The sequence below is a fragment of the Pseudomonadota bacterium genome (genome assembly GCA_013285445.1).
GTDB lineage: Bacteria > Pseudomonadota > Gammaproteobacteria > Xanthomonadales > Wenzhouxiangellaceae > Wenzhouxiangella.
Genome location: CP053448.1, coordinates 1777909 through 1800636, shown reverse-complemented (window position 1 = coordinate 1800636; position 22728 = coordinate 1777909). Strand labels below are relative to the sequence as shown.

Genomic DNA, 22728 nt, shown 5'->3' with positions numbered 1-22728 from the left:
GCCGCGCTCAGCACCGTTCGCAGCACAGGACCTTGAACCGTCGCGTACGCCTGCCGATACACCCCAATAATGTGGCAGTATGCACGCGCAACCATGCAGGACGAGCGGGGGAACCGGCGACCGTCTGCTGTCTTGGGCCCATTGGCAAAAACTGAGTCGACTCACATGTCACACGCTGATCCGCACTCCATGCTCGATGAGCGCTATCACGACACGATCGCGGCTGAGTACGACACCGTGGTCAATGACCCGAGACGCTATGCAAATGACCTTCTTTTCGCGCCCGTCCTGGATGGAATAGATTCCGCGGTTAGCGGCCTATTGGACCTGGGCTGCGGCACAGGGCAGATGATCGAAAGGCTGGGGACACGCTTCAAGCCCGACAGGATCGTCGGCGTCGATCACAGCGAAGGGATGCTAGGAGTTGCAGCCGATCGAGCGAGGCGCCTTGGCTTGAGCCAGACCGAACTTCATCGAGGCCACATCCTTGACTACCTGGAGCGTACATCGGAGACCTTTTCCGTCATCAGCTGCGTCGGGGCACTGCACCATCTGAAGCACCAGAATGCCCGCAGCGTCATCCATGAATGCCGCCGCCTTCTCGAACCGGGCGGTTGGCTCGTGGTGGCAGAACCGGTGGACAATGCGAGCTTTCATGGCATCCCGAACTGGATTCACCAGTGGAACCGGCGATCCGTGGCAACCCGTTCCACGTATTCCGTGCATGCATCAGAGCCGGACGAAGCTCCGCTCCCCGAACACTTTCTCGAGGAAACACTGGATGGGGGGGGGTTCACGATCAGAGTAAAGCACTGCGGCATTGAGGTACTCCCACGCAACATGCCCCCATCACCACTGGATCGCCTGGTGATACGACTGGTGAACATGCCGTATCGGAAGGCGGGGTACATAACCGCCATCCTGGCCAGCTAGCCGGCGATTACTGGCAGCCAGAACGATCGGCTCTGGCCGATAGGGGAAACCCATTAGCTCAGGCAAAATTCGCGGCCGAACCGAAGAGATTCAGCTTCCTCCCAACCTGTCGGGGCGGGGAGTAGTGGCTGCGATTCGAAAAATCGGGGCGCGGAAGTGCCATGTGAATCGCCGTCCATAAGGTTGAAGGGCGCTTGTCAAAGGCGACTCGACCGCGCTGAAGCTCAACGACAGCCTCGGCGGCACTAGAACGACGTCGTCGCGTAGAGAAGCAACCACGCCGTTCGCCTCGCATTTTCGAATCGCAGCCACCGCTTCCCGCCCCTGCCCCCTTAAACTCCAAGCACACGAAACCGCACTCGCAAAAAACCGACCCCAACCCCATATGGAAAAGCATGAGTGATCTGATCATGGTGGCCATGTCCGGCGGGGTAGATTCGTCCACCGTGGCGTGGCTGCTCAAGCAGCAGGGCCGGAACATCGCCGGCATGTTCATGAAGAATTGGGAAGAGGACGATCCGGAGTCGCGTTGTTCGGCTGAAGACGACGCTGCCGACGCCCGGCGCGTGGCCGAGATCCTGGGTATCGATTTCCACGGCCGCAACTTCGCCGCCGAGTACTGGGACGACGTGTTCGAACACTTCCTGGCCGAACTCAAGGCCGGGCGCACGCCCAATCCAGACATCCTGTGCAACCGCGAGATCAAGTTCCGGACCTTCGTGGAACACGCTCGCGACCTGGGCGCGAAAGCGATCGCCACCGGCCACTACGCGCGCCGGCGCGACAACGCCGACGGTACCGTATCCCTGCTCAAGGGCGTCGACCACAACAAGGACCAGAGCTATTTTCTCTACGCGCTCGACCAGGAACAGCTCTCGCACGCCCTGTTCCCGCTCGGCGAGCTGACCAAGCCCGAAGTGCGCGAGCTGGCCGCGCGCGCCGACCTGCCGGTGGCCGCCAAGAAGGATTCGACCGGCATCTGCTTTATCGGCGAGCGCAACTTCGATACCTTCATCGCCAGCTACCTCGACGCCGAGCCGGGCGAAATCCGCACCTCGGACGGCGCGGTGATCGGCACCCACCGGGGCCTGATCCACTACACGCTGGGCCAGCGCAAGGGGCTCAACGTCGGCGGGTTGAAAGACTTTCCCGAAGCCCCCTGGTACGTGACTTACAAGGACCTCGAGAACAACGTGCTCTACGCCGAGCAGCAGACCGACCATCCCACCCTGATGTCAACCGAGCTCGAGGCCGCCGAACTCAACTGGATTCGCCGCCGCCCCGGAGTCGGCGAGAAGCTGCACGCAAAGGTGCGGTATCGTCAGCCCGACCAGGCCTGTCGGGTGCAGGCGACCGACGACAATCACCTGGCGCTGACCTTCGAAAGACCGCAGCGCGCCGTGACACCCGGCCAGGCTGTGGTGCTTTACGATGGAGAGGAATGCCTCGGTGGCGGTACCATTGTGGCCAGTGACGCCCCCCTGCCGGAAGAACTGATGAACCTGCCCAGACCGGAGTCCCTGTGCGAATGAAAGATGCCACCATCGCGTTTGCCGGCATGCTCCAGGCCAGCGAGCTGGTTCGCCAGATTGCCACATCCGGACATTGCTCGGGTCAGGCCACCCAGGCCAGCATCGCCAGTGTTTTCAGCCGCAGTCCCGATTCGACCGAGGCGGTTTACGGCGGCACCGGTGGCGTACGCCTAGGGCTGCGCGTACTCACCGAGCTGTTCAGCGCACGCAGCGCCGAGGATAATCTGCAGTCGCTCAACTATGCGCTGGGACTGGCCAAGCTGGGTAAGCACATCGAGCGCGACAGGCGGCGTCAACAGGCGATTGGAGAGGAACTCGACCTGATTGCCGACACCTGGCGTGATGCCGGCCAAACCGTTGACGACAGCGTGACCAGCCAGCTCGCCGACGTCTATCAGCGCCATGTCTCGACACTCGATTTCCGGCTGTCGATCAACGGCAAGCCCGAGTACCTCAAGCAACCCGAGAAAGTCGCGTTCGTGCGCTCGCTACTGCTCGCCGGGCTGCGCTCGGCCATTCTGTGGCGCCAGGTCGGCGGGCGCCAGTGGCGACTGATCTTCCAGCGCCGAAAAATGCTCGAGCAGGCCCAGGCCCTGCTGACGGCATGAGCCGCCGCAGCCGAAGGGTGGCCATGTACAGCATGCTAAAATCAAAGTTTACCGGCCGCCCGACCTGGTGGACTGAAATCGCACACTGACTGGAGGAGAGTCTCATGCGTGACGAGCTCGGCTGTCTCGATCGTCTCGAAGCCAACAACAAGAAATACCGCTACTACAGCCTCAGGAAACTCGCCGAAAAACACAGTGAAATCGAGCGCTTGCCGTATTCACTGAAGATTCTGCTCGAGAATCTGCTGCGCTTCGAAGACGGCAGCAACATCACCGCCGACGACATTGCCGCGCTGGCCCAGTGGGACCCCGCCGCTGATCCGAGCCGGGAAATCGCATTCACGCCTGCCCGCGTGGTGCTGCAGGACTTTACCGGCGTGCCGGCCATCGTCGATCTGGCCGCGATGCGCGAGGCCATGAAAGCGCTGGGCGGCCAGCCAGACCGGATCAACCCGCTCTCTCCGGCCGAACTGGTCATCGATCACTCCATTCAGGTTGACAGCTATGGCCAGGCCGACTCGCTGGATCTCAACAACAAGATCGAGTTCCAGCGCAACAAGGAGCGCTACGCCTTCCTGCGCTGGGGACAGGGCGCGTTCGACAACTTCAAGGTCGTGCCGCCGAATACCGGCATCGTTCACCAGGTCAACCTCGAACATCTCTCGCGCGTGGTCTTCGGCGAGGCGGTCGACGGTGAGTTGATGGCCTGGCCCGACACCCTGGTCGGCACCGATTCGCACACCACCATGATCAACGGCTTAGGCATACTCGGCTGGGGCGTGGGCGGCATCGAAGCCGAGGCGGCCATGCTGGGCCAGCCCATTTCGATGCTGATTCCACAGGTCATCGGCTTCAAGCTGACCGGTAAGCTGCCTGAAGGCACAACCGCGACCGACCTGGTGCTGACCATCACCGACATGCTGCGCCAGAAAGGCGTGGTCGGGAAATTCGTCGAGTTCTTCGGCGATGGCCTGTCCCACCTGCCGCTGGCCGACCGGGCCACCATCGGCAACATGTCGCCGGAATTCGGCTCGACCTGCGCGATCTTCCCGATCGACGCCGAAACCATCCGCTACCTGGAGCTGTCCGGCCGCAGTGCCGAACGCATTGAACTGGTCCAGGCCTACGCCGAGGCCCAGGGCCTGTGGCGCGCCGACGGCGATCCCGATCCGAGCTATTCCGACGTGCTTGAACTCGATCTGGGTGACGTCGAGCCGAGCATTGCCGGCCCCAAGCGCCCTCAGGACCGCATCCTGCTGAGCAAGGCCAAGGGCACTTTCGAGAGACTGCTCGGGGAGATGACAGCCAACCGCGACGAAGCCCACAACGGCGACCTGGAACGCTTCGCCTCCGAGGGCGGCGGCACCGCAGTCGGCGCCAAGGGCGTGCCCGGGGCGGCCGAAGTCACCTACAAGGACCAGACCTTCCTGCTCAAGGACGGCGCGGTCGTCATCGCGGCGATCACCTCATGCACCAACACGTCCAACCCGGCGGTGATGCTCGGCGCCGGCCTGCTGGCGCGCAATGCCCGCAAGAAGGGACTGGGCGTCAAGCCCTGGGTGAAGACCTCGCTCGCGCCTGGCTCGAAGGTGGTCACCGACTACCTCGAGAAGTCCGGCCTGGACGACGATCTCGAGGCGCTGGGCTTCTACACCGTCGGCTACGGCTGCACCACCTGCATCGGCAACTCCGGCCCGCTGCCAGAACCGATCGCCGAGGCGATCGTCGAGCACGAAATGGTGGCCTGCTCGGTGCTGTCGGGCAACCGCAACTTCGAGGGGCGCATCCATCCCGAGGTCAAGATGAACTTCCTGGCCTCGCCGCCGCTGGTCGTGGCCTATGCCATTGCCGGCCGCATGGACATCGACCTGTTCAACGAACCGCTCGGCGAAGACCCGGACGGCAACGCGGTCTACCTGAAGGACGTCTGGCCCGACGCCCACGAGATCCAGGATTTCATCCGCGGGAATGTCAGCTCGGAAATGTTCTCCAGCAACTACAAGAGCGTGTTCGAAGGCGATGAGCGCTGGAACAGCATGGATACGCCCACCGGCGAAATGTTCGAGTGGGACGAGGACTCGACCTACGTGCGCAATCCACCGTTCTTCGAAGGCATGGGCATGGAGCCGGAGCCCATCGCCGACATCAGCGGCGCGCGCGTGCTGGCCAAGCTGGGCGACTCGGTTACCACCGACCACATCTCGCCGGCTGGCGCCATCAAACCGGATTCACCGGCCGGCCGCTACCTGCAGGAGAAGGGCATCAAACCGGCCGACTTCAACTCCTACGGCTCGCGCCGCGGCAACCACGAAGTGATGATGCGCGGCACCTTCGCCAACGTGCGCATCAAGAACCAGATCGCCGAAGGCACGGAGGGCGGCTTCACCACCTACTTCCCCGACCGCGAGGTCATGTCGATCTATGACGCGGCCATGAAGTACCAGGAAGACGGCACGCCGCTGGTGGTCATTGCCGGCAAGGAATACGGCTCGGGCTCCTCGCGCGACTGGGCGGCCAAGGGCACTCGCCTGCTCGGCGTCAAGGCGGTGATCGCCGAAAGCTTCGAGCGCATCCACCGCTCCAACCTGATCGGCATGGGCGTGCTGCCGCTGGTTTTCGCACAAGGCGAAAATGCCGACAGCCTCGGCCTGGACGGTACCGAGACCTTCGCCATCACGGGCCTCGAAGACGGCACCGAGAAGGAAGTCGAGGTCAAGGCAAGCCATCCCGACGGCAAGGAAACCACGTTCAAGGCCAAGGTGCGCCTGGATACGCCGAAGGAAATCGACTACTACAGGAACGGCGGGATCCTGCATTACGTGCTGCGGGAGATGGCGAAAGCGGCGTGACGGTTTAAGGATCCAGGATTCCGCTTTCAGGAAGGCCCGCCACTGGCGGGCCTTTTCCGTTGTGGCGCGCATTTCCATAGGCGCTGCGGGCAGGCGGAGGGGATCTCGGTCGCGTTCATACGAAATCGGAGATTTCCAAATCACGCAATCGAGATCCCCTCCACCTGCCCTCCGCTCTGGTGTCTCAGCCACTTTCTACCGAGGCGGCTGCCGGGGGCCATGCCGGGAGATTTGGAAATCCCCGATTTCGTATGAGCCCGGCATGGTCCCCGGCAGCCGCCCACTCAGGCTTCGTCGAAATCCAGGTAAACCGGCAGTTCGTGATTGCGACGGTGGGCGAAGATGAGCTGGGTTTCGATATGGTCGACTTCCGGGCGCTCGGTGAACGCCGAAAGGGCCAGCTCGCGCAGGTGCGTCGGATCGCACACCGCAACGTGGACCAGATAATCATTCGAGCCGGCGACATGGAAAATCGTGACCACCTCGACCAGGCGCTCGAGATGGCGCTCGAACGCCTCGACCTCGGTGCGCGCATGGCGCGCCAGCCGCACCGCAACCATTGCCTGCAAACCAATGCCCAGCGCATCCGGATCGACGTCGGCATGGTATCCGGTCAACACGCGCTTGATTCGCAGGCGACGTACCCGCTCCAGACAGGTTGATGGCGCCAGGCCGATGCTGGCTGCCAGCTCCTTGTTCGAAATCCGCGCATTCTTCCGCAGAAGCCGAATAATACGCACATCAATCGAATCTAATTGCATATATATTCTATTTATCGAATTAAATGCGTTACTAAACAATAATTACCAATAATATTCTAGACTGGTGCCGAATCCAACCGCTTGAGAGCCGTGATGCGCCACCCGTTTGACCCGACTGCCGCTGTGCATGCCGGTCGAGAAGACCTGCGCCAGCTCGGCATACATGCCCTGCCTGTTGATCTGTCGACGACCTATCCGCTTGGATCGCTCGATGACGCCAGCGCCAGCCTGGATGCCCTGGTCGCCGGCCAGGCCAGCGCCGACAACCCAATCTATGCGCGCTTGTTCAATCCCACCGTCGATCGTTTCGAGCGCGCCCTGGCAACGCTGGAGTGCGCACCTTCCGGGGTCGCGTTCTCCTCGGGCATGGCCGCCCTGACTGCTCTTGTTCTGGCAATGCGTGAGCGAGGCTCGCACATCATCGCTGTCCGACCCCTATACGGCACCACAGACCACCTGCTGGGCAGCGGACTGCTGGGCAACTCCGTGAGCTGGGTAGAGGCCGACCAGGTGGCTGAAGCCCTTCGCCCCGATACCGCCTTCGTGCTGATCGAGACGCCGGCAAACCCCACGCTGGAACTGGTCGACATCCCGGCCGTCGTCGAGCAGGCGGGTACAGTACCGGTGGTGGTCGACTCGACCTTCGCCACACCGGTACTGCAGCGCCCGTTGGCGCTCGGCGCCAGCGCCGTCCTGCACAGCGCCACCAAGTTCATCGGCGGACATGGCGACGTCATTGCCGGCATTATCGCCTGTCGGGAACATTACGCCGAGCGGTTGCGGCAGGTGCGTGTGGCGACCGGCGCCCTGCTCCATCCCTGGGCTGCCTATCTGTTGCACCGTTCGCTGCCAACCCTGCGGCTGCGCGTCGAGCAGGCTCAGGCCAGCGCACGGGAACTGGTGCAACGACTTCAGGCCCATCCTGCCGTTGACCGGGTCTTTTATCCCGGACTTGATGAAGCCGGTCGTTCGCTGCTGGAACGTCAGATGAACGGACCGGGCTGCGTACTGGGCTTTGGTGTGATCGGCGGTCGCGCCGCCGCCGCGCAGATCCTGGAGCGCGTTCGCCTGATCACGCCGGCGGTCAGCCTGGGATCAGTCGACACCCTGATTCAGCACCCGGCCGGGTTGACGCATCGAGTAGTGGCTCCCAGCGACCGCGATGCCGGCGGCATCCAGGACAACCTGCTGCGTGTATCGGTCGGGCTGGAAGCCGTCGAGGACTTGTGGCGCGATCTTGATCAGGCCCTTACGGCAAGCCGGCCGGTGCCCATTGATCCATCATCTTGCGCTGCGCCGCCTCGAGACGAGCGCCCATCAACGCGGAAAAGCGCTTGAGCAGCAGATAGCCAAAGGCGCTGTCGCGCTCGCAGCGCTCCAGGATGGCGCGGCCGTCGAACTCCAGCACCCGGGTCTCGATTGCCGCGCGCGCGTTGAAGTGCCAGCGAAACGGCTCGATCAGCCAGGACCAGCCGAAAATCTGACCCGGACCAAGCCGGGTCACCTCCAGTGAGGGGCCGGCCAGCGCCGGGATCTCGACCATCAGTGCGCCTTCCAGTACCAGGAAGAAACACTCAGCCTGCGTCCCGTGGCGCGCAACCAGGACACCCGGCTCAAACCGCTGCTCCACCGCACTACACGCGATCCATTCGAGATCATTGTCTGCAAGCCCCTGAAAGAAAGACTGTTTCTCGAGTAATTGTCGTATCTGTGCCGATTCCATGTCGATCTCCAATGGCGGGTTTTTCATTGTGTCCGGACAGTCTCCGCACAACCTTGACAGCGGTCAACCCCGCGGCCGTCCAATTCGTGATACGCTCACCATACGATACCGTATGGTCACGCACTCACAGCCAGGACACCGCCATGCCGACGTATACCGCACCCATCGACGACTTTCGCTTTCACATTCACGAAGTCTTGCAGGTTTCCAGTATTCAGGCGCTGCCTTCGATTCAGCAGGCAGATACCGATATCATCGATGCCGTGCTGAACGAATGCGGCCGCTTCTGCGAATCAGTCCTGCAGCCAATCAACGCCCCCGGCGATCAGGCCGGCTGCCAATGGAATGACGGCCAGGTCGCCACACCCCCGGGGTTCAGAGACGCCTACCGCCAGTTCACCGAGGCCGGCTGGCCGGGCCTGACCTCCGACCCCGCCTACGGCGGCCAGGGGCTGCCCTACGTGCTGGGTCTGGCGCTGGCGGAAATGGTGGCAGCAGCCAACACCTCATGGGGTATGTATCCGGCGCTGGCTCACGGCGCCTGGGAAACCATCGCAGCCCATGGCACCGAAACGCAGAAAGAGACCTACCTGCCGCAGATGATTGCCGGCCAATGGACCGGCACGATGAACCTCACCGAATCCCACTGCGGCACGGACCTGGGACTGCTTCGCAGCCGCGCCGAACCTGCCGATGACGGCAGCTACCGGATATCAGGCACCAAGATCTGGATTTCGGCCGGCGAGCACGACCTGGCCGAGAACATCATTCACCTGGTGCTGGCCCGACTCCCGGACGCACCCGAGGGCACAAACGGCATCAGCCTGTTCATCGTGCCCAAATACCTGATCAACGCCGACGGCAGCCTCGGTGAGCATAATCGCCTGCGCTGCGAGAGCATCGATCACAAGCTTGGCATCCGCGGCTCGGCAACCTGTGAAATGGTCTACGACCGGGCGGTGGGCTACCTGCTCGGCAAGCCCAACCGGGGACTGAAGTGCATGTTCACCATGATGAACGCGGCCCGGCTGGAAACCGGCATCCAGGGGCTCGGGCTGGGATCGGTCAGCTACCAGAACGCCGTGCATTTCGCCCGTGAGCGGCTCCAGGGCCGCAGTCTGGACGGCGCGCGATACCCGGATCGGCCCGCCGATCCCATCATCGTTCATCCCGATGTGCGACGCATGCTGCTGACCATGCGCGCCTTCGTCGAGGGGGCGCGCGGACTGGGCCTGTACACGGCGTTCGAGCTCGAAATGGAACGCCATCATCCCGATCCCGACCGCCGCCGACGCGCCGGTCACTGGGTCGCCCTGATGACTCCGGTCATCAAGGCGTACTTCACCGACATGGGCTTCGAATCGGCCAGCCAGTGCCTGCAGGTCCACGGCGGTGCCGGCTACATTGTGGACACCGGGGTCGAGCAGTTTCTGCGCGACGCCCGCATCGGCAAGATCTATGAAGGCACCAACGGCGTCCAGGCGCTCGACCTCGTTGGCCGCAAGCTGGTGGCCGAACAGGGTGAGGTGATCCACTCGTTCTTCCTGGCCATTGACGAGCTGAAAGCCTCGGCGCAGGGGCGCGGCGACATGGCCGAATTCGTCGACCCGGTCAGTGCGGCTGCTGCAAGACTCCAGGAAACGACGGCCTGGGTTTATCGGCAGATGGCCGCTGATCCGCTCGAAGCAGGGGCCGCCTCGGTCGACTACCTGCACCAGTTTGCGCTGACTGCAATGGCCTGGTCCTGGGCCCGCCAGGCCCAGGCTGCGCTCGACGCGCTGGCAGACGGGCGCGGCCAGCCCGCCTTCTACCGCAGCAAGCTCGACTGCGCCCGCTTTTTCATGGCGCGACTGCTGCCCGACACGCTGGGCCTGGATGCAAGGGTACGCGCCGGCGCCGCCACTTTGATGGCCCCGCACGAGGATGCGTTCTGAGCTGAAAAAACTGATCAACTCTGCAACAATACCCGGCCGTTGCCCACTGCCACGCTCTAGGAAACAGGAGTGTCATGCCAAAACTGATCACACTGCTATCGGGTCTGCTGTGCCTTTTGGATCCTTGGTCCGGGGCCACCGCATCCGAACCGGAACGCATCGATACACGCGCCTTCGTTGCAAGCAGCCAGGTCAAGAACGTCAAGATCGCCCCGGACGGCGAACACGTGGCGCTGACCTACGAGGATGGCAGTCAGGTCAAGTTGGCGGTGATCCATCTGGATTCGCGCAAACCGACCAGCCAGTTCGCCTTCGGCGAGAACATGCATGTACTGAACTTCTGGTGGGGCAGCAATGCACGCGTGGTCATGGCGGTTGGCGAGGTGACCGGCAACCTCGATAACTACGGCCGCGCCACTGAGTATTATGCCGCCAATGCCGACGGCAGCCGCCGCTACCAGATTTTTGACGCACAGAACTCGGCCTATCAAGTTCTGCATCCGCTGCCCGAAGACGACCGGCATATCCTGATCGCCCGCTATCACTGGGCCGACCAGGGCGTACCCAAGGGCAACCTGCTCGACCTGTTCAGCGGCGAGCTGCGCTTTGTCGGCGATCAGCCCGTCGACGACGACATGGTGGCACTGATCGCCGACAATGACGGTCAGCTGCGCGGTGCGGCCGCACTCAAGATGGGCGATACACTCGACGAACGGGAGCTCAGACTGTATGTCAAGCATGACCAGGAATGGCAAACGCTCGATATCGACGCATCGCGGCCGTCGCCAGCGGTCAGCTTTCTCGGCTTTTCGGCAGACAACCGCCAGGTATTTTTCCGGTCGAACCACGACATGCCCAGCGGCGACCGACAAGGCGTGTTCCGTTACGACCTCGACACTAAACAGGTCGAACTCCTCTACCGCCATCCCGATGTCGATGTAGCCGGACTGCTGCGCGGCCCAAGCGGAGCGGTCGTCGGCGCCACAGCGCGGTTCGGGCCGATGACCTATACGTTCTTCGAGGACAAGCTCGAGCAGGCGCCGACCGACATTTCCGTCCTGCGAAGCCTGATCGCCTCGTTCCCCGACGCGGACGTCACGATCCCTTCAACCTCGAGCGACGGCAGCAAGGCGATCGTTTACGTGCGCGGCGACCGCAATCCCGGCGAATTCTATGTCCTCGAGGTTGAAGCCATGCAGCTGGGCCTTTTGGCCGCGGCGCTGCCCGACCTCCCGACCGAAATCCTGGCGCCGATGAAGCCGGTCCGCATCAATGCCCGCGACGGCATGGAGCTGCACGGCTACCTGACGACGCCGAACAACGTCGACAAAGACCTGCCGCTGATCGTCAACGTGCATGGCGGGCCGTTCGGCGTGGCCGACCAGTGGGGCTTCAATGCCGAAGCCCAGCTGTTCGCGCACCACGGCTTTGCGACGCTCCAGGTCAATTTCCGCGGCTCCGGCGGCCGAGGCGAGGATTTCGTTCGCGCCGGCTGGCGCGAATGGGGCGGCAAGATGCAGGATGACGTAACCGACGCCACCCGCTGGGCAATCGAGCAAGGCATTGCCGACCCCGACCGAATCTGTATCTACGGCGGCAGCTACGGTGGTTATGCCGCACTGATGGGCGTGATTCGAGAGCCCGATCTGTATCAGTGTGCTGTGGGGTATGTCGGCGTCTACGACCTGCCCTGGTTCCGAAGTGGTGACGGCAATGACGCGTCACGCCATCGAGACCGCGAATCACGCGCCAGTTTCGAACGCTTTATGTCGACCGCAGTTGGCGACGACATGGAGCGGCTGCGCCGGAATTCCCCGGTGCACAACGTCGACCAAATCCAGGCCGACCTGTTGCTGGTCCACGGCGGCAGCGATGTGCGTGTCGTGATTGGCCATTTCGAGCGACTTCGCCAGGCACTTGACGAAATCGGCAAGGACTACGAGTGGATGGTCAAGGAAGAGGAAGGACACGGATTCTACGATGTCGGCAATCGGGTCGATTTCTACGATCGTATGCTTGCCTTTTTCAAACGACACATCGATCCGCGCGCCGTCCAGACCGGTACGGAATGAGGCTATACTGACTTCCGAGCGCGACCGGCATCGGTCGCGGCGGCTAATCTGAGGGAGCCTGACCTTGCCCGAGAAATCGTCCTTGCGGGTCCCGCACACGCTGGTCCTGATGTTTGCAATGATGGTGGTCGCGCTGCTGCTGACCTGGGTACTCCCCGCAGGCAGTTTCGAGACAGCAACGAATGACCACGGGCGCGAAATGGTCCAGCCCGGCACCTTCGGGCTGATCGATGACGCCAGAACCCTCCCGCCATGGTCATTGTTTACCACCGTGCCGCGCGCCATGGCGGATGTTCAGGGCATCATCTTCTTCGTCCTGCTAATCGGCGGTTCGCTGGCGGTCATCCGCCAGACCGGTGCCATCGAGGCCTTTCTGGGCGCCGTTCTGCGGCGTCTGGGCAACAATGCCTTCTGGCTCATATCCGCCGGGATCTTCCTGTTTGCCGCTGCGTCGGCAACACTCGGCATGGCCGAGGAATACATTCCCCTGGCCGCGATTCTGATTGCGCTGTGCGTGGCCATGCGGATGGATACGGTCGCCGCCATCGGCATCATGGTGGTCGGTTATGGCGTCGGCTACGGCGCCACCATCATGAACCCGTTCACGCTGATCATCGCGCAGAACATCGCCGAGCTGCAGCCGGCCTCGGGCATGGGATACCGGGCCTTCATCTTCTGGCCATTTCTGGCCATCGGCATTCATCATGTCTGGTCCTATGCCCGGCGGGTACAGGCCGACCCGACGCGCAGTCTGGTCCATGGCATCGAGTCCGCCCAGCCACCGCGGGAAAGCGAGCTGCCGGCACTGACCGGTCGTCGCAAGGCGGTGCTCGGCGTCACGCTGCTGGCCCTGGCCGGCCTGGTCTACGGCATTATCGAGCACGGCTGGTACCTGGTCGAACTGGGCGCTGTGTTCATTGCCCTGGCCATTGCGGTCGCCCTGATTGACCGCATGTCGTTCGACCGGCTGGCCATCAACTTCTCCAACGGAGCCGCCGAACTGGCCGGCACCGCCATCCTGATCGGCTTCGCACGCTCCATCGGCCTGATACTCGAGGACGGCCAGGTCCTGCACACCATCGTGCATGGCCTGTCTGCACCGCTGACCGAGCTGCCCCCGGAACTGTCGGCCGTTGGCATGCTCGGCATCCAGAGCATCATGAACATTTTCGTGTCCTCCGGCAGCGGCCAGGCCTACCTGACCATGCCGTTGATGGCCCCGATCGGTGACCTGGTCGGCCTCAGTCGCCAGATATCCGTGCTCGCCTACCAGTTCGGCGACGGCTTTATGAACATGATCGTACCGACCAATCCGGTGCTGATGGGAATCCTCGGCCTGGCCGGTATCCCCTACGACCGCTGGTTCCGGTTCATCTTCCCGCTCATCCTGAAGCTGCTGGCGCTTGCCGCCGTATTCATGGTAGTGGCAGTGCAGATCGGGTATAGCTAGTGGTCCTTCAACCTGATAATTTAGGGTTCAGTTGGTCTGTCAGCGTTCAGGGCAAGGCGCGGCTCGCAGTGAATGGCCATCGCCCTTTGCAAGAGCCGGAACGCAGCCATGGACGCTGACAGGCCAACCCTTCGGGCGCTCCTGTAGCGCTCCGCTGCTGCGTTCCGCCGCTTGGCAAGGGCTACGGCCATTCCCTGCGCGGCGCGCCTTGCAGTGGAGCGCTACAGGAACGCTGAACCCTAAGTTATCAGGTTGAAGGACCACTAGTGGGCCATGCGGCTAATTAGGTAACGCTCAGAGCCGCTGTGTTGGTGCGAATCAAGGCGCGTTTCGCAGGGAATGGTTGTTCCCTTTCCAAGAAACGCAACGCCGAGTCGCGCCAGCACAGCGGCTCCCGAAGGGCCGTCGCGGATGCGACCGCGACCTACGCATTGGATGATGCCCGTGCCGTGTGTCCGTCGCGGATGCGACCGTGACCTGCCCGTCCGGCGCCCGCCATAGCGACCGATCCGAATATCAATCCGTTGCTCACCGGTCGGGCGGGCCCGCGCAGAGTTGCTCAGAGGCTCCCTAGTCGACGTACAGGGAACTCACAGACTCGCCCTCGGCCATGCGCCGAATGGTCTCGGCCAGCATCTGCGCCACGGAGAGCTGACGAATCTGGTCACACTCGCGCGCTTCGGGGCTCAGCGGAATGGTGTCGGTCACCACGATTTCGTCGATCCGGGAGCCGGTGATATTCTCCAGCGCACGGCCCGACAGTACCGGGTGCACGCAGTAGGCCACAACGCGCAGCGCGCCCTTGTCCTTGAGCGCACCAGCCGCTGAACAGAGCGTTCCGGCGGTATCGATCATGTCGTCGACCAGCACGCAGATCTTGCCCGCCACATCGCCGATCAGGTTCATGACGGTCGCTTCATTGGCGCGCGGGCGCCGCTTGTCGATGATCGCCAGTTCGGCGTCGAGACGCTTGGCAATGGCCCGCGCCCGCACGACACCGCCGACGTCGGGGGAGACGACAATGATCTCGTCGGAGGTGTAGTGCTTCCAGATATCGGCCAGAGTCAGCGGGGAGGCGTAGACATTGTCGACCGGTATATCGAAAAAGCCCTGGATCTGGTCAGCGTGCAGGTCGACGGTGACCACGCGGTCGGTACCGGCCACGCTGATCATGCGCGCCGCGACCTTGGCAGTGATCGGCACGCGCGCCGAGCGCGGTCGCCGATCCTGCCGCGCGTAGCCGAAATAGGGAATGATGGCGGTCACACGCGAGGCTGACGCGCGTTTGAGCGCATCAATCATCACCAGCATTTCCATGAAATTCTCCGCTGCCGGCTGGCAGGTCGGCTGAACCAGGTAAACGTCGCGACCGCGGACGTTTTCCATGATCTCGACCATCACTTCGCCGTCGCTGAAGCGACCGACGTTGGCCCGCCCCATCGGTACGCCAAGACTCTCGGCGATGGCCTGGGCCAGGTCCGGGTTGGCGTTTCCGGTAAACACCATCAGCGACGGATGCGTCAATGAAACCCCCTATGCAAATCATCCGCGGGCCTGGAAATGGCTGGGACGGCAGGACTCGAACCTGCGAATGCGGGGATCAAAACCCCGTGCCTTAACCAGCTTGGCGACGTCCCAGCAAAGCGCACAATCGATCCTTGAACAGTCCGTCCCGACTTGTCCTTGCGGACTGCATGGGCAGCGTGACAGCGGCTGCTAGTATAACGATTTTTCATTCTTCATTGCCGCCCAACGCCATTCGCGCAGGGCCAAACGAACCCGATACTCACCGCTGGTGGCCTGCATTCGGGCCGGCATCAGCTGCCCGTTGACCTCCTCGAAGCGCTGGTAGACCAGCCTCCAGTCATCGCCGAGGATCTGCTCCAGGGTGCCGTCGGGGGCGAACACCGCCCGCTCTTCATGGCCGCCCGGCAGACCCCGAATCCACCAGGCCAGCGCAGCGACGGGAATCGGCCAGCCAACCGCCGCTTCAACCAGGGGGTCGGGTTCTGTACCAACCAGTCGGTCGATGTCGCTGCCTTCAAGTATGGCCACATGGGGCCCGAACTCCAGCTGCCAGCGCTTACCACCGGTCGTGGTTCGCAGGTCAATCCGGTGATGATCAACGCTCGCCCGCCAATGAAAAGACAGTGACCCGCCGCGCTGACCGTCTGACAAGCCGACGCGACCACTGAGTGACCATTCGGGATGCCGCTCAAACCAGTCGGCGCGCTGTTCCAGCCAGGCACCGACCGGCCTGGGCTCGCGCGTCGCGCAGGCGCTGATCAGCAGCGCTGAGGCAGCCATCAGCGCAAAGCTTCGCCGCACCCCGGCCTTCATTGAAGCAAGCCCAGCCGCGTTAGTGTTTCCTCGAGATAGACATGACCGGCGTGCCGTTCCATCGCCGCTTCGGCCACTGCTCTGGCTTCATCGCGCCGATCAAGATGCCACAGTACCGCGATGAGATGGGCAGCAATCTCACCGTTGTCGTCGCCATCCAGCGCCCGCTGCAGATAGTCAAGCGCGGCCTCGGGCCGTCCCAGCCGAAACAGCACCCAGCCCATGGAGTCGAGTGTGGCCGGATCGTCGGGATCGAGCTCCAGCGCACGCTGGATGAGGCGGTACGCTTCATCATGCCGGTCGGTTTGATCAGTCAGTGTGTACCCCAGCGCATTGAGCGCCATGGCGTTGGTACCGTCAAGCTGAATGATGCGACGCAGATCCTGCTCGGCCAGATCGATATCGCCGGCAGCCGCCGCGCTGAGCGCCCGGGCATAGAGCAGATCGATGTCATCGCTGGCCTCGCGCAGCGGCTGGTGCAGAACCGCAATCGCAGCTTCCGCTTGCCCGGCCTCGCGCAGCAGCTCGGCCTCGATCAGCCAAGTATCAAGCCGGATTTCCGGATCGGCCTCTGCGCGCAGCACCGCCAGTACGTCCCGAGCCCGATCCAGCTGTCCTCGGCTGCCTTCGAGAAACGCCTGGCGCAGCAGCGCTTGCTGGCGCCGCGGCCCGTCTTCGGCCCGCCGGTACCAGGTCAGGGCATCTTCAGGCCGGTCGATCAGTTCAGCCAGATGCCCGACCAGAAACGCATGTTCGGGGGCATCATCCCCCTTCGGCAGCGCCGCCAGCCTGAGCCAGAGCTTTTCGGCCTCCTCGGTCGACTCCTCCTGAACCAGGTAAATGCCCAGGGTATAGAGCGAGTCACTGTCCGGCGGCAGCCTTCTCAACACTTCGATGGCTTCATCAGTGCGATCCAGCTGCCGCAGGACTTCAGCCTCGGCCAGCGCCAGTCCCACGTTCTCGGCTTCGGTGCCGCGCGCCTGACGATACAGGGAAAGCGCCAGCTCGAGGTCCTCGCTGCCGGCAGCAAGCTGTGCCGCCCAGCCCAGGTGCTCGCTCCTGCCGCTCTCATCACCGGCCTGCCTCGCATCGGCCAGCGCCGCCTCTGTACGGTCCAGTTGCCACAGCAGGATGCTGCGAGCATGCGCCGTGACGCCGGGCCCCGGCATGTCCGAGGTTTCTTCGGCGAGGCGGTCAAACATCACCAATCCATCACCCGGCCTCTCGACCGCCGCCAGCAGCAGGGCAACCTGGCGCCAGCCTTCCTCCGATTCGTCGGATCGGACGACGATCCCGTCCAGCGTATCAATGGCCTGATCAAAACGCCCTGCATTGACCTGCGCCAGCGCCCGGATATGGCGCGCACTGGGTGTGTCTGGCGCCAGTTCAAGCCAGCGCTCGGTCGCACTCAGCGCCGGCTCCCAGCGCTTGAGACGCAGCGCCAGTCGAGCCGCATCTCCGGCCAAGCGTGGATCGGACGACGCCTGCGCTGCGCTCAGGAACTGCTCCAGCGCACCGTCATAATCGCCTACATTCATAAGACGCTGGGCGGTCCGGTGATGAAACATGGCATCATCAGCCTCACCGACATCAGCCTGGGCGGTCGTTTCGCCCTGGATGGCGGCCTCTTCATCCGAGCGCTCCGTCCCGCTGCCGGCGCATCCGGCGATCAGAAGACTGAGCAGAATACTGCAGGTCAACTTGAACTCGGAGCGTCCGGGTAGCAGAATTGCGTGTTTGTCTTTGCGATTGTCGTGCATGTCGATTTTCACCCTGGGAATCAGCCACCAGACAGCCCCGATCCGGATTCGGGAACAGCTGGCGTTTTCGGCCGAGTCGCTGCCTGATGCGCTGGTCTCGCTGTCGGCGGTTCCCGGTGTGTCCGGCTGCAGCATCCTGAGCACCTGCAACCGCACCGAGCTGTATGTTTCAGGACGACAGATTATCATGCGGGACATCATCGGATGGTTGCATGACTGGCATGGCCTGACGCCGGCGCAACACCGAGAACATCTCTACCAGCTCGATCACTCGGCCTGCGTATACCATCTCATCAAGGTGATATCGGGTATGGATTCCATGGTGATCGGAGAGCCTCAGGTTGCCGGTCAAGCCAAGCAGTCCTGGCAGGCCGCACGCATGGCCGGGACCCTCGACAGCCAGCTCGACCGGCTCTATCAGCACGCTTTTGCTGCCGCCAAGCGCGTACGCAACGAGACCGGCATCGGCCGCAATCCGGTGTCCCTGCCGTTTGCCGCACTGCGCCTGGCGCGCCGGATATTCGGCACACTGGACGGCCGGCGCGCGCTCCTGGTCGGGGCCGGTGAGATGATCGAGCACTGCGCCGAGCATTTTCGTGACGCGGGCATCGAGTCACTGACCATCGTCAACCGCAGCGCAGAGCGCGCCTGCCAGCTCGCCGGGCGGTTCGGCGCCCGCGCCTATCCCCTGTCCCGACTGGCCGGCTTGCTGGCTGACCATGATCTGGTGATCGCTTGCACCGGCAGCGCCGAGCCAATCATCGCCCGGGAACACGTCGAGCGCGCCCTCAAGCAGCGTCGACGGCAACCGATCTTTGCCCTTGATCTTGCCGTGCCGCGCAATATCGCCGCCTCTTGTGCAGCGCTGGACGATTTTTATCTTTACACGATCGACGACCTCCACGCGATTGTTGACTCGGCCCAGTCGCAGCGTCTCCAGGCACTGACCGCGGCCACTGATATTGTCGAGGAAGAAGTGGGCGGCTTCGAGCGCTGGCTGCGGCTGCAGCGCACGACCAGTACGCTGAAGTCGGTTCGTCAGCGCGCCCAGCGCGAACGCGACGAGCTGATCGCCCGGGCGCGCCAGGAACTGGCACGCGGCGACGATACCGAAGTCGTCATGCGGCGCCTCGGTCATCGCCTGGTCAATCGACTGCTCCATGTCCCGAGCATCAAGCTGCGCCAGGCGGCCGAGGCCGGCGACGAGGACATGCTGGCTGCGGCACGCTTTTATTTTCTGGACGACGAAACATGAACGAGGGCATTCGCCGCCGCCTGGCCGAGGCGGCCGAGCGCTGCGAGGAGCTCGCACAGCTGCTCGCCTCGCCGGAGATCATCGCCGACCGGCAGCAGTTTGCCGACCTGTCCCGTGAATACGGCGAGCTCGAACCCATCATTCGGGTGTGGAGGGACTACCAGGCACTGGAGGCCGCGATAGCCGACGCTCAGGCCATGCTCGATGACTCGGACGACGAACTGCGGCGCATGGCCGGCGACGAGATCGAAGCACTGAAACAGCAGCAGCAGGCGCTTGAGTCAGCTCTGCAGCGACAGCTGCTGCCGCGCGACCCGAACGACGAACGCAACATTTTCCTGGAAATCCGTGCCGGCACCGGCGGCCAGGAGGCCGGCCTGTTTGCCGGCGACCTGCTGCGCATGTACAGCCGCTACGCCGAGCAGCGCCGCTGGCGGGTCGAGATCATGTCATCGCATGACAGCGAATCCGGCGGATTCCGCGAGGTTATCGCCCGCATCATCGGCCAGGGCGCCTACTCGCGGCTGAAGTTCGAATCCGGCGTGCATCGGGTCCAGCGTGTGCCGGCCACCGAGTCGCAGGGCCGCATCCACACCTCGGCCTGCACGGTTGCCATCCTGCCCGAAGTCGACGATATCGAGACAGTGACGGTCAACCCCAACGATCTGCGCATCGACACGTTTCGTTCTTCCGGCGCCGGTGGTCAGCACGTCAACACCACCGACTCGGCCATTCGAATCACCCACCTGCCCACCGGCATTGTGGTCGAATGTCAGGACGAGCGCTCGCAGCACAAGAACAAGGCGCGCGCATTGAGCCTGCTCCACGCGCGGCTGCTGGAAGCGGAGGTCGAACAGCAGCGGAGCGAACGCGCGGCCGAACGCAAGCTTCAGGTCGGCTCCGGCGACCGCTCGGAGCGAATTCGCACCTATAATTTTCCACAGGGTCGAATGACCGACCATCGCATCGGCCTGACGCTCTACGAACTCGACAGCGTCATGGCCGGACATCTTGACCCGGTCATTGATCCGCTGATCGAGGCGCACCAGGCCGAACTGCTGGCCGAGCTGGCCCGCCAGGCGCACTGATGACCCAGACCGTGCTGACCATTCAGACTGCCGGACGCGGGCTCAGCGACATCACCGGCCGGCTGGCATTGTTGGTCGAACAGGCAGCAGTAACCAGCGGACTGTGTCATGTATTCGTCCAGCACACTTCGGCCTCGCTTCTGATCAACGAAAACGCCGATCCGGATGTCCAGCGTGATCTCGAGACCTTTTTCTCGGCGCTCGCCCCCGACGGCGATCCCCGCTACGTTCACACCGCCGAGGGGCCCGACGACATGACGGCGCACGTTCGCACGGCGCTGACCCAGACCAGCCTGACCATTCCGATCCGTGACGGTCGTCTGGCCCTGGGCCGCTGGCAGGGCGTTTTCCTGTGGGAGCACCGCCACCGCCCTCATCGGCGGCAGATCGTGATCAGCGTGGTCGGCTGATCGATTCGGCACCGGCACTGCCCGATTCCGGGCGCCATCGCGCCAGCAGGAACATCCCGGCAAGCATCGGCACCAGCCAGGCCAGCAGTTCGCCGCGATACTGCGGGCCTTCAGGCCAGCCCAGCACAATGGCCCCGGCACATGCCCCTGCCAGCAGCAGCCACCACAGCAGCCGAGCCGCAAAGCCCGCTAGGGGCAGCAGCACAAGCAACCAGGCCGGGTTGAGCATGAGCACCATGGCATTGCCCGCAATCACGTCGTGAGCGGTGCCGAACCACATCAACACGATTACCAATCCGCCAAGCCCGGTGACCACCACAGCCAGCCGCCAGGGCAACAGCGGCCAGAAGCTGTTGCCGAGCATCAGCGGCATCAGGATCAGCGCCAGACTCAGCAGCCCGAGCCCCCCATAAAACCACCACAAACCCCCAGGACTGTCCGGGCGCCGGTGCGTCACCGATGCATAAAGCTGTTCGGATTCAAGCACCAATGGCTCGCCCCCGACGCGCGCCCGGCCGACCCAGTGCGCCAGCGCACCGGGCAGGAAGGCTTCTTCCCAGGCACTGCGTGGCCGGTCGATCTCGGGACCAAGCAGCAGGTTAAGCCCGATATGCAGCCCGACACGATCCTCGTTGAGGCGTCGGATATGGTCACGGAAGTTCATCCGCGCCGGCCAGGCCTCGAACTGGCTGCGCAGCCCGCCTCCGGTGACCTCGTCGATCAGGTCGCGCAGCCAGGTCGAACAGTTGTGAAAAAAGTAGTCATAGTCGTAGTACTGCGGAATCGGAAAGATCGCTTCGTAGAGCAGTCCGTGCAGCTGACGGATCTGCCGGTGATCAAGATTGAGCCGCTGAATCGCGATGGAACGATCGCGCATGCGGTAGAAGGCAAACTCGCGTTCCGGCGTCGAGGCCGAGCCGAAATAGCGCATTCGTCCGCGGGCAAAATCGAGATGAAAACCGGGCTCGTCGATTTCAAAATAGCCGAAGCTGAAGACATGATCCAGATCGCGTTCGGTGTCGCGCAACCACAGCGCATTGTGACCGAAGCGCTCCCACACCTCCTTCCCCGGCCCATACGTGACCAGCCACGCTTCCTGGCCGGCTGCCGGCAGGGCATGGCAGAGCAGCAGCAAAGCAACCCGGCACAGCCGGCCCGGAATCAGTCGTGCCATCCTTCGGTTAGTCCGTATCGCGCAGGCTCCCATTGTGCCTCATACTGGACCGTGAACCCACACCAGCCAGCCATGTCCAGAATCCGGTTTGCGAACCGAGCCGGCGTCCAGCTGACCGGCAACCTGGAACGACCGCCAAACGGTGAATTCAGGGCGACCGCACTGTTCGCGCACTGTTTTACCTGCGGCCGCGACATCCGCGCCGCCCGAGAGATCAGTCGCGCTCTGGCCGAAGCCGGCTTCGCCTTGTTGCGCTTCGACTTTACCGGCCTGGGCGAGAGCGAAGGTGAATTCGCCGACACCACATTCTCAAGCAACCTCGACGATCTCGAAGATGCCGCGCACTACCTGACGAAAACGCTGGCGCCGCCGCAGCTGCTGGTTGGTCACTCGCTCGGTGGTACCGCCGTTCTTGCCGTGGCCGAACGCCTGGCAAGCGTCCGTGCCATCACCACTATCGCTGCCCCATCAAGCCCGACCAACGTGCTCAAGCACTTCGACCATCAACTCGACGAGATCAGGGCGGCCGGCAGCGCGGAGGTCATCCTTGGCGGCCGCAGCTTTCGCATTCGTCACGATTTCGTCGAGGACGCCCACTCGCACGATATCGAACAGCGCCTGGGCAATCTGCATCGGGCGCTGCTGGTACTCCACTCGCCGCTCGACCCGACCGTATCCATCGAACACGCCCAGCGGATCTTTGCTGCAGCGCGACATCCCAAGAGCTTCATCAGCCTCGATCGCGCCGATCACCTGCTTAGCCGGCCGGCCGATGCGACGCCTTGATTCGAATCCCGCTTGAGGCCCTGAATGTGATCTACATTCGTGCCGGGTTAATA

The 22728-nt window shown here is 63.3% G+C and carries 18 protein-coding genes and 1 tRNA gene; 12 read left to right on the top strand and 7 right to left on the bottom strand.

What is annotated here, in order from left to right; all coding sequences use genetic code 11:
* The first annotated feature begins 189 nt into the window (after nucleotides 1-189).
* From HND55_08170 to acnA, 4 genes are all read left to right on the top strand, one after another.
* Complete coding sequence (locus HND55_08170) at nucleotides 190-933, top strand: class I SAM-dependent methyltransferase (protein ID QKK02620.1); 744 nt, start codon at nucleotides 190-192, stop codon at nucleotides 931-933.
* 395 nt (nucleotides 934-1328) lie between these two features.
* Entirely contained in the window at nucleotides 1329-2465 is a 1137-nt protein-coding gene (mnmA, locus tag HND55_08165) for a tRNA 2-thiouridine(34) synthase MnmA (protein ID QKK02619.1), read from the top strand.
* Nucleotides 2462-3073 (top strand): high frequency lysogenization protein HflD, encoded by a 612-nt coding sequence (gene hflD / locus HND55_08160; GenBank protein QKK02618.1) that lies wholly within the window; start codon nucleotides 2462-2464, stop codon nucleotides 3071-3073. Before mnmA ends, hflD begins: the two co-directional genes overlap by 4 nt.
* Before the next feature lie 104 nt (nucleotides 3074-3177).
* Nucleotides 3178-5922, top strand: a complete 2745-nt coding sequence (gene acnA, locus HND55_08155) for an aconitate hydratase AcnA (protein ID QKK02617.1) — start codon at nucleotides 3178-3180, stop codon at nucleotides 5920-5922.
* Between the two features lie 284 nt (nucleotides 5923-6206).
* Here acnA and HND55_08150 read toward each other — a convergent pair whose 3' ends face one another.
* Nucleotides 6207-6683, bottom strand: coding sequence for an Lrp/AsnC family transcriptional regulator (locus tag HND55_08150; GenBank protein ID QKK02616.1), 477 nt, complete (start codon nucleotides 6681-6683; stop codon nucleotides 6207-6209).
* A gap of 93 nt (nucleotides 6684-6776) precedes the next feature.
* On the opposite strand from HND55_08150, the gene HND55_08145 reads away from it, so the two are divergent.
* Entirely contained in the window at nucleotides 6777-8021 is a 1245-nt protein-coding gene (locus HND55_08145; GenBank protein QKK02615.1) for an aminotransferase class I/II-fold pyridoxal phosphate-dependent enzyme, read from the top strand.
* On the opposite strand, the gene HND55_08140 is transcribed toward HND55_08145, so the two are convergent.
* Nucleotides 7933-8406: a Crp/Fnr family transcriptional regulator gene (locus HND55_08140; protein QKK02614.1), complete on the bottom strand. Its 474-nt coding sequence runs from the start codon at nucleotides 8404-8406 to the stop codon at nucleotides 7933-7935. The genes HND55_08145 and HND55_08140 overlap by 89 nt on opposite strands.
* A 143-nt stretch (nucleotides 8407-8549) precedes the next feature.
* On the opposite strand from HND55_08140, the gene HND55_08135 reads away from it, so the two are divergent.
* The 3 genes from HND55_08135 to HND55_08125 all read left to right on the top strand — a co-directional run bounded on the left by HND55_08135 (nucleotide 8550) and on the right by HND55_08125 (nucleotide 13862).
* The gene (locus HND55_08135) at nucleotides 8550-10340 is read left to right on the top strand and encodes an acyl-CoA dehydrogenase (protein ID QKK02613.1); all 1791 of its coding nucleotides are present in this window, start codon (nucleotides 8550-8552) and stop codon (nucleotides 10338-10340) included.
* Between the two features lie 74 nt (nucleotides 10341-10414).
* Nucleotides 10415-12412, top strand: a complete 1998-nt coding sequence (locus HND55_08130) for a S9 family peptidase (GenBank protein QKK02612.1) — start codon at nucleotides 10415-10417, stop codon at nucleotides 12410-12412.
* Between the two features lie 109 nt (nucleotides 12413-12521).
* Nucleotides 12522-13862: a YfcC family protein gene (locus tag HND55_08125; GenBank protein ID QKK04042.1), complete on the top strand. Its 1341-nt coding sequence runs from the start codon at nucleotides 12522-12524 to the stop codon at nucleotides 13860-13862.
* A gap of 570 nt (nucleotides 13863-14432) precedes the next feature.
* On the opposite strand, the gene HND55_08120 is transcribed toward HND55_08125, so the two are convergent.
* The 4 genes from HND55_08120 to HND55_08105 all read right to left on the bottom strand — a co-directional run bounded on the left by HND55_08120 (nucleotide 14433) and on the right by HND55_08105 (nucleotide 17962).
* Nucleotides 14433-15368, bottom strand: a complete 936-nt coding sequence (locus HND55_08120; protein ID QKK04041.1) for a ribose-phosphate diphosphokinase — start codon at nucleotides 15366-15368, stop codon at nucleotides 14433-14435.
* A gap of 55 nt (nucleotides 15369-15423) precedes the next feature.
* A tRNA-Gln gene (locus HND55_08115) sits at nucleotides 15424-15500 on the bottom strand.
* 78 nt (nucleotides 15501-15578) lie between these two features.
* Nucleotides 15579-16169, bottom strand: coding sequence for an outer membrane lipoprotein LolB (lolB, locus tag HND55_08110; protein ID QKK02611.1), 591 nt, complete (start codon nucleotides 16167-16169; stop codon nucleotides 15579-15581).
* Nucleotides 16170-16198: 29 nt separating this feature from the next.
* Nucleotides 16199-17962, bottom strand: a complete 1764-nt coding sequence (locus HND55_08105; protein ID QKK02610.1) for a tetratricopeptide repeat protein — start codon at nucleotides 17960-17962, stop codon at nucleotides 16199-16201.
* On the opposite strand from HND55_08105, the gene HND55_08100 reads away from it, so the two are divergent.
* Genes HND55_08100 through HND55_08090 form a run of 3 tightly spaced genes read left to right on the top strand, consistent with a single transcriptional unit; the run spans nucleotide 17961 to nucleotide 20715 of the window.
* Entirely contained in the window at nucleotides 17961-19217 is a 1257-nt protein-coding gene (locus HND55_08100; protein ID QKK02609.1) for a glutamyl-tRNA reductase, read from the top strand. The two genes, HND55_08105 and HND55_08100, sit on opposite strands and share 2 nt — an antisense overlap.
* Nucleotides 19214-20305 (top strand): peptide chain release factor 1, encoded by a 1092-nt coding sequence (gene prfA, locus HND55_08095; protein ID QKK02608.1) that lies wholly within the window; start codon nucleotides 19214-19216, stop codon nucleotides 20303-20305. The genes HND55_08100 and prfA overlap by 4 nt, the downstream gene beginning before the upstream one ends.
* On the top strand, nucleotides 20305-20715 hold the full coding sequence (locus HND55_08090) for a YjbQ family protein (protein QKK02607.1): 411 nt from the start codon (nucleotides 20305-20307) through the stop codon (nucleotides 20713-20715). Before prfA ends, HND55_08090 begins: the two co-directional genes overlap by 1 nt.
* Here the strand turns inward: HND55_08090 and HND55_08085 are convergent.
* On the bottom strand, nucleotides 20699-21889 hold the full coding sequence (locus HND55_08085) for a DUF4105 domain-containing protein (protein ID QKK02606.1): 1191 nt from the start codon (nucleotides 21887-21889) through the stop codon (nucleotides 20699-20701). The genes HND55_08090 and HND55_08085 overlap by 17 nt on opposite strands.
* A gap of 72 nt (nucleotides 21890-21961) precedes the next feature.
* On the opposite strand from HND55_08085, the gene HND55_08080 reads away from it, so the two are divergent.
* Nucleotides 21962-22675, top strand: coding sequence for an alpha/beta hydrolase (locus HND55_08080; GenBank protein ID QKK02605.1), 714 nt, complete (start codon nucleotides 21962-21964; stop codon nucleotides 22673-22675).
* Nucleotides 22676-22728: the final 53 nt, after the last annotated feature.